Annotated in this window: 14 protein-coding genes; 10 read left to right on the top strand and 4 right to left on the bottom strand. The window is 66.0% G+C overall.

Translation table 11 applies throughout. The features are described from left to right. The 3 genes from AB4Y73_RS19845 to AB4Y73_RS19855 form a co-directional block, all read right to left on the bottom strand. Positions 1-647, bottom strand: a 647-nt coding sequence (locus AB4Y73_RS19845) for a phenylacetate--CoA ligase family protein (protein ID WP_441874302.1), incomplete at its 3' end; no start/stop codon positions are given. A gap of 6 nt (positions 648-653) precedes the next feature. Further along, entirely contained in the window at positions 654-1,124 is a 471-nt protein-coding gene (locus tag AB4Y73_RS19850) for a hotdog fold thioesterase (RefSeq protein ID WP_441874304.1), read from the bottom strand. Between the two features lie 83 nt (positions 1,125-1,207). Beyond that, positions 1,208-1,654: a PaaI family thioesterase gene (locus AB4Y73_RS19855; RefSeq protein ID WP_441874306.1), complete on the bottom strand. Its 447-nt coding sequence runs from the start codon at positions 1,652-1,654 to the stop codon at positions 1,208-1,210. A 140-nt stretch (positions 1,655-1,794) separates the two neighbouring features. Here AB4Y73_RS19855 and paaZ point away from each other — a divergent pair, with 140 nt between their 5' ends. The 9 genes from paaZ to AB4Y73_RS19900 all read left to right on the top strand — a co-directional run bounded on the left by paaZ (position 1,795) and on the right by AB4Y73_RS19900 (position 11,168). Continuing rightward, positions 1,795-3,906 carry a phenylacetic acid degradation bifunctional protein PaaZ gene (paaZ, locus tag AB4Y73_RS19860; protein ID WP_441874309.1) on the top strand — a complete coding sequence of 704 codons (2,112 nt, stop codon included), beginning with the start codon at positions 1,795-1,797 and terminating at the stop codon, positions 3,904-3,906. A gap of 107 nt (positions 3,907-4,013) precedes the next feature. Beyond that, positions 4,014-5,039 (top strand): 1,2-phenylacetyl-CoA epoxidase subunit PaaA, encoded by a 1,026-nt coding sequence (paaA, locus tag AB4Y73_RS19865; protein WP_441874311.1) that lies wholly within the window; start codon positions 4,014-4,016, stop codon positions 5,037-5,039. Further along, positions 5,036-5,428, top strand: a complete 393-nt coding sequence (paaB, locus tag AB4Y73_RS19870; RefSeq protein WP_441874313.1) for a 1,2-phenylacetyl-CoA epoxidase subunit PaaB — start codon at positions 5,036-5,038, stop codon at positions 5,426-5,428. The genes paaA and paaB overlap by 4 nt, the downstream gene beginning before the upstream one ends. A gap of 53 nt (positions 5,429-5,481) precedes the next feature. After that, on the top strand, positions 5,482-6,330 hold the full coding sequence (gene paaC, locus AB4Y73_RS19875) for a 1,2-phenylacetyl-CoA epoxidase subunit PaaC (protein WP_441874328.1): 849 nt from the start codon (positions 5,482-5,484) through the stop codon (positions 6,328-6,330). Between the two features lie 11 nt (positions 6,331-6,341). Beyond that, a complete protein-coding gene (gene paaD / locus AB4Y73_RS19880; RefSeq protein WP_441874330.1) occupies positions 6,342-6,884 on the top strand; it encodes a 1,2-phenylacetyl-CoA epoxidase subunit PaaD in 543 nt (180 codons plus the stop codon). A gap of 9 nt (positions 6,885-6,893) precedes the next feature. Further along, a complete protein-coding gene (gene paaE / locus AB4Y73_RS19885) occupies positions 6,894-8,135 on the top strand; it encodes a 1,2-phenylacetyl-CoA epoxidase subunit PaaE (RefSeq protein WP_441874315.1) in 1,242 nt (413 codons plus the stop codon). A gap of 101 nt (positions 8,136-8,236) precedes the next feature. Then, the gene (locus tag AB4Y73_RS19890; RefSeq protein ID WP_441874318.1) at positions 8,237-9,028 is read left to right on the top strand and encodes an enoyl-CoA hydratase/isomerase family protein; all 792 of its coding nucleotides are present in this window, start codon (positions 8,237-8,239) and stop codon (positions 9,026-9,028) included. A 185-nt stretch (positions 9,029-9,213) separates the two neighbouring features. Continuing rightward, complete coding sequence (locus tag AB4Y73_RS19895) at positions 9,214-10,545, top strand: MFS transporter (RefSeq protein WP_441874320.1); 1,332 nt, start codon at positions 9,214-9,216, stop codon at positions 10,543-10,545. A 236-nt stretch (positions 10,546-10,781) separates the two neighbouring features. Next, entirely contained in the window at positions 10,782-11,168 is a 387-nt protein-coding gene (locus tag AB4Y73_RS19900; RefSeq protein ID WP_441874322.1) for a hypothetical protein, read from the top strand. 110 nt (positions 11,169-11,278) lie between these two features. Here AB4Y73_RS19900 and AB4Y73_RS19905 read toward each other — a convergent pair whose 3' ends face one another. Next, entirely contained in the window at positions 11,279-12,211 is a 933-nt protein-coding gene (locus tag AB4Y73_RS19905) for an SRPBCC family protein (protein WP_441874324.1), read from the bottom strand. A gap of 275 nt (positions 12,212-12,486) precedes the next feature. Here AB4Y73_RS19905 and AB4Y73_RS19910 point away from each other — a divergent pair. Next, positions 12,487-13,370 (top strand): S-(hydroxymethyl)mycothiol dehydrogenase (locus AB4Y73_RS19910; RefSeq protein WP_441874326.1); only part of this gene is annotated, 884 nt, incomplete at its 3' end.

Genomic DNA, 13,370 nt, shown 5'->3' on the forward strand with positions numbered 1-13,370 from the left:
TGCGCCATGGCGTCGGCGATGGTCAGGAGATAGGTGGGCGTGGCCAGGATGGCGTCCGGCTTGAAGTCCTGGATGAGCTGGATCTGGCGTTCGGTCTGCCCGCCGGAGATGGGGATGACCGTGCAGCCCAGCGCCTCGGCGCCGGCGTGTGCGCCCATGCCGCCGGTGAACAGCCCGTAGCCGTAGGCGTTGTGTACCTTCATGCCGGGGCGGATGCCGGACGCGCGGAAGCTGCGGGCCACCAGTTTGGCCCAGTCGGCGAGGTCCTGCTTGGTGTAGCCGACGACGGTTGGCCGGCCCGTGGTGCCGGAACTGGCGTGCACGCGGGCTACTTCGGACTGCGGCACGGCGAACATGCCGAACGGGTATTCCTCGCGCAGGTCGTCCTTGGTGGTGAAGGGGAAGTTGCCCAGGTCGCTGAGTTCGCGCAGGTCGTTCGGGTGGATGCCGGCGGCGTCGAACTTGCGCTTGTACAGCGGGACGCGGTCGTAGGCGTAGGCGACGGTGTGCTGCAGGCGGCTCAGCTGGAGTGCTTCGAGCTCATCGCGGGAGATGGTCTCTTCGTAGTCCAGGACGGCATCGCTGCCCGCTGCGCCGCCTGCCGTGGCGGACTGGGACGTGGGGGTTTCGGGGGCATGGAGGGTCATGGTTTCCTACTTCTTGGGGATGGTTCGGCTGCGGCCGCGGAACTCGGCTATGAGCTCGCCTGGCTGACCGGCGTCAAGCGGGGAATTGGGCTCCGCAGCGTCGGCGGCGAAAATTTGGATGTCGTACAGGCCGCTGCGGCCTGCACTCGACCGGCGGTCCGCCACGGCGGTGATCACTTGGCCGCGGTAGGCGGGCTTGAGGAAGTTGATGTCGACGCCGGCGGCCACGGTGATGCTGCCTTCGTCGCCAGGGCCCGGGTTGACGGGGTTGCAGGCCAGTGCGAAAGCGGTATCGGCGAACGCGAAGATCATTCCGCCGTGGGCCATGCCGAAGCCGTTGAGCATTTCCTGCCGGAGGGTCATGCGGATGGTGGCGTGGCCGTCGGTGAGGGCGATTACGTCGATGCCCATCCATTCGGAGGCGTAGTCGTTTTCCAGGATGGGGTGGGTGACCCCGGAGAGAGCTGCTTCAGTCATGCGTCATTGCCTCCAGCTTTATTTACCGAATGTTCATTAGGTAATCCCAAAACGGGTGCCGGTGTCAAGGGTGCGGGCGCCGGCTAGTGCTTCCGCTTCATCAGCAGGTTGGTGATGCGGAGGGTGCAGAGCCGCTGGCCTGCGGCGTTGGTGATCAGCACTTCGTGGGTGGTCAGCGTGCCGCCGAGGTGGATGGGTGTGGCCGTGATGGTGATCAGGCCTTCGCGTGCGGAGCGGTGGTGGGTGGCTGAGACGTCAACGCCCACCGCGGTTTTGCCCATCGTGCTTGCGTGGATGACGGCCGCCCAGGAGCCCACTGCCTCGCCGACGGCCAGGGAGGCGCCGCCGTGGAGCAGCCCGAACGACTGCCTGTTTCCCTCGACGGGCATGGTGGCCACCACCCGGTCGACGGATTCCTCGATGATCTTCACGCCCATCTTCTCGTCGAGTTCACCGAGGGTGATTTTCCAGAGTTCGGGACCGGTGAGCTCCCGGGTTGCGTCGGGGCTGTTCTGGGCTGGGGCGGTCATGGGCTCTCCTTGGTGCGGCCTTGATCTTTCAGTGTGCAGCACAGATCATTCATGTACTGTAGACATATTACCGAACGGACGGTCAGTAATCCTCTGGCCGGGCACCGTTTGTCCCCCCGTGTTGGAAGGACCCGTCGACGATGACCACCACCGCAACAGCTGAAGCCACCCTTAATACCGTAGAGACCGTTCCCAGTTTCGTGCGGGATTCGTGGTGGACCCCCGACGCCGATTCCGCCGCTTCCGCTGTCCCCGTGCGGGATGCGAGCACCGGCGAAGTCCTGGCCAAGGTGAGCGCGGACGGCCTGGACCTGGCCGCCGTCGTGGAGTACGGCCGCACCACCGGCCAGGCGGAACTGGGCAAGCTGACCTTCCACCAGCGCGCTCTCAAGCTCAAGGAGCTGGCCCAGTATCTCAACGCCCGGCGTGAGCACTTCTACACCTTCTCGGCGCAGTCCGGTGCCACCAAGATCGACTCGATGATCGACATCGACGGCGGCATCGGCGTGCTGTTCACGTTCGGCTCCAAGGGCCGGCGCGAACTGCCCAACTCGCAGGTGGTGGTGGACGGCCCCATGGAGGTGCTGTCCAAGGACGGCTCATTTGCAGGCGAGCACATCTACACGCGCATTCCGGGCGTCGCCGTGCAGATCAACGCCTTCAACTTCCCGGTCTGGGGCATGCTGGAAAAGCTCGCCCCCGCCTTCATCGCCGGCGTGCCCACCATCGTCAAGCCGGCCACCCCCACCGGATACGTCGCCGCGGCCGTGGTGAAGGCGATCATCGAATCCAACATCCTGCCCGCGGGCTCACTGCAGCTTATTTCAGGCTCCGTCCGGGGGCTGCTTGATGTGCTGGACTACCGCGACCTGGTGGCGTTCACTGGTTCCGCCTCCACCGCACTGACCCTGAAATCCCACCCCAACGTGGTGGAGGGCGGCGTCCGGTTCACCTCGGAAACTGACTCCTTGAACGCCGCCATCCTGGGCCCGGACGCGGTGGAGGGCACCCCGGAGTTTGACGCCTTCGTCAAGTCCGTGGTCACCGAGATGACCGTCAAGGCAGGCCAGAAGTGCACGTCCATCCGCCGCGCCATCGTCCCGCAGGAGCTGGTTTCTGCGGTGACCGCCGCCGTCGGACAGCGCATCCAGGAACGCGTTGTCCTCGGTGACCCGCGGGCCGAGGGTGTCACCATGGGCGCCCTGGCGTCCCTGGAGCAGCTCGCCGACGTCCGCGCCGCCGTGCAGTCCATGCTCGACGCCGGCGGTGAACTGGCGTATGGAACCCTCGATTCGCCGTCGGTCACCTCCGCGGACGGCACCACCGGAGTGGTGGAGGATGGCGCGTTTATGTCACCCGTTGTGCTGGGCTGGAATGACCCCGAAACGGAGGCGATCCACTCGCTGGAGGCGTTCGGCCCCGTCGCGTCGGTGATCGGCTACAAGGACATTCCCGACGCCGTCCGCCTCGCCGCCCGCGGCGGCGGCTCCCTGGTGGCCACGGTCTGCACGAATGATCCGTCCGTGGCGCAGCAGCTCGTTACCGGCATCGCCGCGCACCACGGCCGTGTCCTGATGCTGAACCGCGAGGACGCCCGCAGCTCCACCGGCCACGGCTCCCCGGTCCCGCACCTGGTCCACGGCGGCCCCGGCCGGGCCGGCGGCGGCGAGGAACTGGGCGGCATCCGCTCGGTCATGCACCACATGCAGCGCACCGCCATCCAGGGCTCACCCAACATGCTCACCGCCGTCACCGGCGTCTGGCACACGGGAGCTGACCGGAACTTCACGGTGGACACCGAAGGCACGCACCCGTTCCGGAAATCGCTGGCGACACTGCATATCGGCGACGCCATCCGCTCGGACCTGCGTGAGGTGACCCTCGAGGAGATCACCAAGTTCGCCAACTCCACCGGAGACACCTTCTACGCCCACACCAACCAGGAAGCGGCCGAGGCCAACCCGTTCTTCCCGGGCATCGTGGCGCACGGCTACCTGCTCCTGGCGTGGGGTGCGGGGCTGTTCGTGGAGCCGGCGCCGGGCCCGGTCCTGGCCAACTACGGGCTCGAGAACCTCAGGTTTATTACGCCCGTTGCCGCCGGCGATTCCATCCGCGTCACCCTGACGGCCAAGAAGATCACTCCGCGCGAGACCGACGAGTACGGCGAGGTTGCCTGGGACGCGGTGCTGACCAACCAGAACGATGAAATCGTGGCCACCTACGACGTCCTCACGCTCGTGGAAAAGGGCTGAACAAAAAAGCCCGCGTCACTTGCCCCATCCACTATCGGCCCATATACTGAACGAACGGTCGGTAAATAATTGAGCGCCTTTGATAGGCCTTTGCTAGAGGAGCAACCATGGCAGTGCAGAATCTGCAGTCAGTGACCGCTGAACTGTCCCCGGAAGAACTGGAATCCGCTGCCCGGCGCGATGCCGAGGGCCAGGCAAACTTTGACCGCGTGATCGCCGACGATTCGCGGATCGAACCGAAGGACTGGATGCCGGCGGCCTACCGCAAGACCCTGCTGCGCCAGATCTCGCAGCATGCGCACTCGGAGATCATCGGGATGCAGCCGGAAGCCAACTGGATTTCCCGCGCTCCCAGCCTGAAGCGCAAGGCCATCCTGATGGCCAAGGTCCAGGACGAGGCCGGCCACGGGCTGTACCTCTACTCGGCTGCCGAGACGCTGGGCCAGTCCCGCGACGACATGATGGACGCGCTGATCGCCGGCAAGGCCCGTTACTCGTCCATCTTCAACTACCCGGCACGCACCTGGGCCGACATGGGAGCCATCGGCTGGATGGTGGACGGCGCCGCGATCTGCAACCAGGTGCCATTGTGCCGCGCCTCGTACGGCCCGTACGGCCGTGCCATGGTCCGGGTCTGCAAGGAAGAATCCTTCCACCAGCGCCAGGGTTTCGAGATTCTGCTGGAACTCGCCAACGGCACCCCCGAGCAGAAGCAGATGGCCCAGGAGGCCGTGAACCGCTGGTACGCCCCGGCGCTGATGATGTTCGGCCCGCCGGATGACGACTCGCCCAACTCCAAGCAGTCCATGGCCTGGAACATCAAGCGCTTCAGCAACGATGAACTCCGCCACCGCTTCGTGGGCATGATGGCCGAGCAGGTCAAGGTCCTGGGCCTTACCCTGCCCGATGATCAGGTCCGCTTCAACGAAGAGACCAAAAAGTGGGAGCACGGCCCGCTGGACTGGGACGAGTTCCACGAGGTCCTCGCCGGCCGCGGCCCCTGCAACGCCCAGCGGCTGGAACGCCGGCGGGAAGCGCACGACGACGGCGCCTGGGTCCGCGAGGCAGCCGCCGCTTATGCGGCAAAACAGCAGGCAAAGCAGTCAATGGAGACGAAGGAATACGCAGCATGAGCCCCCACGGCAACCCGGAAGTCCCGGCCTCCTCGGCCACCGAAATCAACCGCAGCGCGGAAAAGGTCAGCCCCGTCGTTGAGTCGGCTGAAACCCCGGGCGGCCACCGCCAGGGCTGGGGCCTGTGGGAGGTCTTCGTCCGGTCCAGCCGCGGCCTGAGCCACGTCCACGCCGGCTCCCTGCACGCGCCGGACGCCGCCATGGCCCTGCGCAACGCCCGCGACCTCTACACCCGCCGCAACGAGGGTGTGTCCATCTGGGTGGTCCCGGCCGACGCCATCGCCGCCAGCGATCCTGATTCCAAGGGCTCGTTCTTCGAGTCGCCCCAGGGCAAGGACTACCGGCACGCCACCTACTACACCAAGAGCGAAGGGGTGAAGCACCTGTGAGTTCCGAGACCACAACCGGCCACGGTGACATCTCCACCGGTGTAGCCGCGCCAATGGGAGGTGGTGAGAGTAACGCCTCCGCCACCCGCATCACCCCCGGCAACGCCCTGCGCCCCGAGGACATCGCCCTGGAGGTCCGCACCGGCCTGGCCAAACCCACCGAGGACGTGGCCGAGTTCGCGCTGCGTCTGGGGGACGACGCGCTGGTCCTCGCCCAGCGCCTGGGCCACTGGATTTCCCGCGCACCTGAGCTGGAGGAGGATATCGCCCTGGGCAACATCGCCCTGGACCAGCTGGGCCACGCCCGCAGCTTCCTGAGCTACGCCGGTGGCGCCTGGGACAAGTCCGAGGACGAGCTCGCGTACTTTCGCAGCGAAACCGAGTTCCGGTCAGTGCAGATCTTCGAGCAGCCCAACGGCGACTTCGCGGCCACCATCGCCCGCCAGTTCGTGGTGAGCTACTACCAGTACGAGCTGTACCGCAAGCTCACCCAGTCCACCGACGCGACGTTGGCTGCCATCGCCGCCAAAGCCGTGAAGGAGGTGGACTACCACCGGGACCACAGCGCCCAGTGGATCCTCCGCCTGGCCGGCGGCACGGACGAATCCCGCCGCCGGATGATCCACGGCCTGAAGGTGACCTGGCCGTACGTGGAGGAACTCTTCCGCGACGACGAACTGACCGGCCGCCTCGCCGCGGCGGGCGCCGCCGTCGAGCCTTCCAGCCTGCGTCCCGAGTTTGACCGCCTCACCGGGGAGATCCTCGCCGAAGCCGAACTTGAGGTGCCCGACGTTCCGGCCGCCCCCGGCGGCGGGCGAAGCGGCAAGCACTCGGAGCACCTTGGCTACATGCTCGCCGAGATGCAGGTGCTGGCCCGGGAGCATCCCGGAGCAAGCTGGTGACCGTCATGGACATGCATATTGCCGACTCGGCCACCACGGCGGGGCACACCTCCGCGGAGCAGAAGGCCTGGGACGTCGCCGCAACAGTATGCGACCCCGAGATCCCGGTGCTCACCATTGCGGACCTGGGCATCCTGCGGGACGTGAAAATCGTAGATGACGGCGGCATGGTCCCCGCCGTCCGGATCACCATCACGCCCACGTACTCCGGATGCCCTGCCATGGACGCCATCCGGGACGACCTGAAAACCGCGTTCGCCGCGGCCGGCTACCCCAGCGTCCACGTGGACCTGGTGCTCGCCCCGGCCTGGACCACCGACTGGATGACCGAGGCCGGCAAGGCCAAGCTGCAGGAGTACGGGATCGCCCCGCCCACCGGCAAGTCCGATGCCGCACGGCATGCCGGGCCCATCCGCCTCACCATGGCCGTCAAATGCCCGCAGTGCTCGTCGCTGAACACCAAGGAACTCACCCGCTTCGGTTCCACCTCCTGCAAGGCGCTATATGTCTGCCAGGACTGCAAGGAACCGTTCGACTACTTCAAAGTCCTGTAAGGAAACCCCATGCCTGTTGTCCGCCAGACCGCCGCCGAATCGGCGCAGGCCACCGGCCGCCGTCGTCCGTCCTTCCACACGCTCGCCGTCAAGGAGGTGCGCCGGCTCACCGAGGACGCCATCGAAGTCTCCTTCCATGTTCCGGCCGAACTCGCCGGCCAGTTCGACTACCTCCCCGGCCAGTACGTGGCCCTCCGCACCACGCTGCCGGACGAGACAGGCGAGCCGAAGGAGATCCGCCGCAGCTACTCCATCTGCGCCGAGCCGCGCAGCTTCGAAGATGGCAGCAGCGAGATCCGTGTTGCCGTGAAGAAGGACCTCGGCGGCCTGTTCTCCACCTGGGCCAACGCCGAGCTGAAGGCCGGGGACACCCTGGACGTCATGAGCCCCATGGGCGCGTTCGTGTCCAAGCATGGCCGGGACGGCAAAGCGGTGGAGCAGAACCGGATGAACTCCATGAACCATCCGGAGGAACTGGCCGGGGAAATCGCTTCGACCGGCGAGGCCAGCTTCGTGGCCATCGCCGCGGGCTCCGGCATTACGCCGGTAATCGCCATCGCCCGCACGCTGTTGGCAGCCAACCCGGCGAGCAGGTTCGACCTGATCTACGCCAACAAGGCCGCCATGGACGTGATGTTCCTCGAAGAGCTCGCGGACCTGAAGGACAAGTACCCCCAGCGCCTCGCCATCCACCACGTGCTGTCCCGCGAACAGCGGATCGCGCCGCTGCTCAGCGGCCGGATCGACGCCGAGAAGCTCCAGCAGCTGCTGGGCACCGCCATCCACGCCGACGATGTGGACGAGTGGTTCCTGTGCGGGCCGTTCGAGCTGGTGCAGCTGTGCCGGGACACCCTGGCCGAGCGCGGTGTCAGCCCGGACAACGTCCGGTTTGAGCTGTTTTCCTCGGGGAAACCGGACCGTCCGGAAGGCCACGCAGGCCGCCCGGTGCTGGTGGACGAGTCCAAGGAAACGTACAAGATCACGTTCAAGCTCGACGGCCTGCAGGGCGAGGTGGCCAGTCCCACGCACGCCCGCGAATCCATCCTCAACGCCGCACTGCGGGTCCGTCCGGACGTGCCGTTCGCGTGCGCCGGGGGCGTCTGCGGCACCTGCCGCGCCAAGGTGGTCACCGGCAGCGTGACCATGGACGAGAACTACGCGCTGGAGCAGGACGAGCTGGACAAGGGCTACGTGCTGACCTGCCAGAGCCACCCCACCAGCAAGGAAGTCATGGTCGACTTCGACGTCTAAGTCCATCAACAACTGAGTCCGGGTCCACGCCCGCAGGGTTCCCTGGCCGAGCTTGCGAGGTTAGGGTGCTGGTGGGGACCCGGACGAACCCGAGGAGCCCCATGATCTCCCTTTCCATCGCCAACAACGTCGCCGAAGTTGTCCTGGACGCCCCCCATAAGCTGAACTCACTCGACGAGCAGGCGCTCGCCGACTTATCCAAGGCGTACGACGACGCCGCTGCCGCCGCCGAGCGCGGTGAGGTGCGGGCGCTGCTGCTCAGGGGAGAGGGCCGCGCCTTCTGTGCCGGCCGGGACATCCAGAACGTGACGCCGGAAAGCGATGACGCCGAGACGTACCTGGCCGGTCTGGTGCAGCCGCTGCTGAAGAAGATGAGTGCGTTCCCGGCGCCGACGTTCGCTGCCGCGCAGGGCGCCTGCCTCGGCGTGGGGCTGGGCCTCCTGCTGGCCACCGATGTGGTGTACGTGGCGGAGAACGCGAAGTTCGGCTCGCCGTTCGCCAAGCTGGGGGCCACCCTGGATTCGGGCGGGCACTGGTACTTCACCGAGCGGCTGGGCATGCACCGGACGCTGGACCTGATCTACACGGCCGAGCTGATTTCCGGAGCCGAGGCTGTGGCGCAGGGAATGTTCAGCCGTGCCATGCCCGCTGATGAGCTGCTGCCGGGCACACGGGACATCGTGGGCCGCGTGGCCGAAGGCGCCACCGGTGCGTTCACCGCGAGCAAGGAGCTCGTGGCGCACATCCGCGACCAGCGGCTGGGCCTGTGGGACGCCATGGCAGAAGAAAACGCCGAGCAGGCGCGGCTGTGCAAGAGCGAGGACTACGCGGAGGGCTTCCGCGCCTTCCAGGAAAAGCGGAGCCCCGTGTTCAACGGGACGGTCGCGCGCTAGCGGCCCTTGGCGCGGCCTTCTGCTGGCACTTCATACCGCGGCCTCATGCGTGGCCCGGAACCGCAAAAGTATTTGCTGTGGTCCGGGCCACATCCATGTACTATCTAGAGTAACTGAACGTTCGATCAGTAAATATCTCGACCCTCACCCCCAGGCAGCATCCCTGCCCCAGCTATGGAGTTCCAATGACCGCAACTTCACACGTCGATTCAGAGTCGGGTCCCAGCAGCAAGCACGAGGAACGAAAAGTCCTTGCGGGAACCCTCGTGGGCACCACCATTGAGTGGTACGACTTCTTCATCTTTGCCCAGCTGACAGGGACGCTGCTGTCCCCGCTGTTCCTCACCCCGCTTGAGGCCTCGAACCCCGGCCTGGCGCAGATCCTGTCGTTCGCCCTGATCGGCATCAGCTTCCTGTTCCGGCCGCTCGGCGCCATCGTGGCCGGGCACCTCGGCGACCGCCTCGGACGCAAGGCCATGCTGGTGTTTACCCTCGTCATGATGGGTGCCGCCACGGCACTGATCGGCATGCTGCCCACCTACGCCCAGATCGGCTTCTGGGCTCCGGTCCTGCTCATCCTGCTGCGCGTCATCCAGGGCTTCTCCGCCGGCGGCGAATGGGGCGGCGCAGCCCTGATGGCCGTTGAGCACGCTCCCCTCAGCAAGCGGGGCCTGTTCGGGGCCTACCCGCAGATCGGCGTCCCCGTCGGCATGATCCTGGCAACGGGCCTGCTGTACTTCCTCAACACCGGCATGTCCAAGGAAGACTTCGCATCGTGGGGCTGGCGCGTACCGTTCCTGCTGTCCATCGTGCTGATTGTGGTGGGCTACCTGATCCGCCGCGCAGTTGCCGAAAGCCCGGTCTTCAAGGAGATGCAGGACCGCAAGGAAGAAAGCAAGGCGCCGCTGGGCGTGCTCATCCGGAACCACAAGCTGCCGGTTCTCTACTCGACGATGATCTTCATCGGCAACAACGCCGCCGGCTACCTGCTGATCGCCTTCTTCATCTCCTACGCCACCAAAACGCTGAAAATGCCCACCCCGCAGATCCTGCTGGCCACCACGCTGGCCTCCTTCGGCTGGCTCATCTTCACCCTCGTCGGCGGCTGGCTTTCGGACAAGATCGGCCGGGTCAAGACCTTCCTGATCGGCTACGCAATCGTTTTCGCCTGGATGATCCCGATGTTCGCCCTGATCGACACCAAGGACATCGTGCTCTACGGCGTGGCGCTGTTCGTGCTCACCGTCGGTCTCGGACTGTCCTACGGGCCGATGTCCGCCATGTACGCCGAGATGTTCCCGGCGAACGTCCGTTACTCGGGCATCTCCATCGGCTATGCCTTCGGTGCCATTCTCGGCGGTGCCTTCGCCGCCACCATCGCGGAGGCCTTGCTGCAGGGCACGCACTGGACCGGGTCCATCGGCATCTACATCATGATTCTCTGTGTCATTTCGTCCATCGGCGTCCTGCTCGCCAAGGAGACAAAGGGCCGCCCGCTGGGCGTCAGCCACCACTGATTCCTCTGCGGCCAGCAGGGGCGGCGCCTTCGGGCACCTACCCCTGCTGGCCGGCTCAAGGTTCAGTCAAGATTTCACCAGGCCGGCCTGTGGCCGCCGTGGCGCCGGTCCGCAGCCGGTAGATTTGTCTCGGTTTCGGTTCCCCCAACGAAGCCGTGGAAGCCCCCGCGCTCGAGTTCACCTCGCGTGGGGGCTTCCAGTCAAAGAGCGTCCGACGGCGGCATGGGAGCGGCGGTATGGACTACGTTCGGACCGTGCACCTGATCCGGTGGCGGGTGGGGCTGTGGGGCCTGCTGGTGCTCGTCGCGGCGGTGCTGATGGCATGCGGGCTGGCCGACGTCTTCACTTTCCTCGTCGAACCTCCCACCTATCCGGTGGGGCACCGGCTCGTCCTGCTCGGATCCTTTGCGTTCGCCAGTGCCGCCGTGTGGTCCTGGCTGCGGCAGGCGCCGCGATGGGTTTCTGTGCTGACGGGGCTGCCCGCGGTGGTGGTTGGCGGGCTGGCACTGCAGTTTGACGATGGCGGCTGGGGCGTCCTGGCCGGGTACTTCCTGATCCCTGTCGCGCTTATCGCCATGCTGGTGGAGTTGCTGAACCCGTACGACGCCGGCCAGCAGCCATAACCAGCCACCTTAACCAGTGGCCTTAAGAGGGCGGCCCCGCTCCCGCACTGCCAGTTCGGGAACGGGGCCGTGAGCGCGGACAGGCCGCGCGGACAGAACCGGGTGGATGGTCAGCGCTGGGGGTTGCCCCCCAGTGGAGGAATCGTCCCGGGCTCGTGCTCCTCGCGACGCTCGGCCGCGCTGCGGATCTCACCTTCAGCCGTTCCGTCGGACTCACCCTCGACGTCCACCAGACCGTTGGTCTGGTCGAATGGCTTGCCCGGCGAGCGATCTGTGCCGACGGCTGCAGAGCCCGACATGACTCCAGCGCCTGTCTCGACGCCGCCCGCCGCCGTCGTGCTCGAAACCGAATCAGTGGGCACATGCCGTATCGGTGTGGGCTCCACTGTCAGCGGTTCCACCGGAGGGGTCACGGTGACATCGCGGGTCTCGGCTGTGTCCTTGTCCTTGCCCGTGTTCATGGCCGCGGCCGCGCCGGCGACAGCTGCGACGCCCAACCCTGCGGCCACCTTGCCGGAAATACCGGCCTTGCCTGAGTCGCCGCGTGAGGCCCCGGCATCCTCCACTCCCGGGGTGCCGACTGAAGCGCCCTCATTGACCGACCCGCGCCAGGCGCCGCTGGCGTAGCCGGCATCCTCAATGAACTCCTTGAACCGCTGCAGGTCAGCTTCGGCCTGGCGATCAACGACATTCAGCTTGTCGCCCACCTTTTCGATGATGCCTTCGGGATCGTATTCGAGGGTGAGCCGCAGCGAGGTCTGGCCGCCTCCGACGTCCTCGAACTCGACTGCTCCCGCGTTGGTGGCCCCTTCCGTAGCGGCCCAGGCAACCTTGCGGTCGGGGATCTGCTCCAAGACCTTCGCGGTCCATTGCCTGCGGACTCCGGCGATTTCGGCTACCCATTCGAGCCTGTTGTCGCTGGTCTGCTTCACGCTCTTTACCCCGCCCATGAAGTGCGGGAATTCTTCAAACTGCGTCCACTGGTTGTAAGCGGTGCTCACCGGCACGTTCACCAGAATGCGCTTTTCCACCTTCGTGCTCATCACATCTCCTTCGAGAGTCGAACCGGAACTGATGAAGGATGTAATCAATTCATCAGTATGCTTAGCATATCGTCCGGGTCCGCCCCGAGGTCAACCCTGAATAGCGGGTTGCGTGCGCAGGCCGCCTCCACCTGCCCTGGCAGGACCGCCAGTAATTGACCACCGTTTAACGGGACCGCGCAACCAAAGACGCGGAACCCTCACGGGTCAGTTACATTGGCACTTGGTGCCGATTCACCGGATCCGGACGGGTCCAGGAAAGGAACACAAAAACAATGGTTCACAAAGTAAAAGCGGTCATCGTCAGGGAGAAGAACGCCCCGGTTTCGTTGGAGACTATCCTGGTCCCGGATCCGGGGCCGGGTGAGGCCCTGGTGGACATTCTCACCTGCGGGGTCTGCCACACCGATCTGCACTATAAGCAGGGCGGTATTGGCGATGATTTCCCGTACCTGCTGGGCCATGAGGCCACGGGTGTGGTCAGCGCCGTGGGCCCCGATGTCACGCAGGTGGCCCCGGGTGACCGGGTGATCCTGAACTGGCGGGCTGTCTGCGGGGAGTGCCGTGCGTGCGCGAAGGGCCAGCCGCAGTACTGCTTCAACACGCACAACGCGACGCAGAAGATGACCCTTGAGGACGGTACGGAACTCTCTCCCGCGCTGGGCATCGGCGCGTTCGCGGAGAAGACCCTCGTTGCCGCCGGGCAGTGCACGAAGGTGGATCCCGAGGCCGATGCTGCCGCTGTCGGGCTGCTCGGCTGCGGTGTGATGGCCGGCATCGGTGCCGCGATGAACACCGGCGAGGTCAAGCGCGGCGAGTCCGTGGCCGTGATCGGCTGCGGCGGGGTGGGTATCGCCGCGATCGCGGGGGCCAAGCTCGCCGGTGCCACCACCATCATTGCGGTGGACATCGACGCGAAGAAGGTGGAGATGGCCAAGTCCCTGGGCGCCACCCACGGCGTGGATTCCAGCACCGAAGACCCTATCGAGGCGATCCGGGCCCTCACGGAGGGTAACGGAGCGGACGTGGTGATTGACGCCGTCGGACGTCCCGAAACGTACAGGCAGGCGTTCTACGCCCGGGATCTTGCCGGCCGCGTGGTCCTGGTGGGCGTCCCGACGCCGGACATGACCCTTGAGCTGCCGCTGCTGGATGTCTT

Origin of the sequence: Pseudarthrobacter sp. TAF60_1, assembly GCF_052113505.1 — a bacterium.
Taxonomy (GTDB): Bacteria; Actinomycetota; Actinomycetes; order Actinomycetales; family Micrococcaceae; genus Arthrobacter.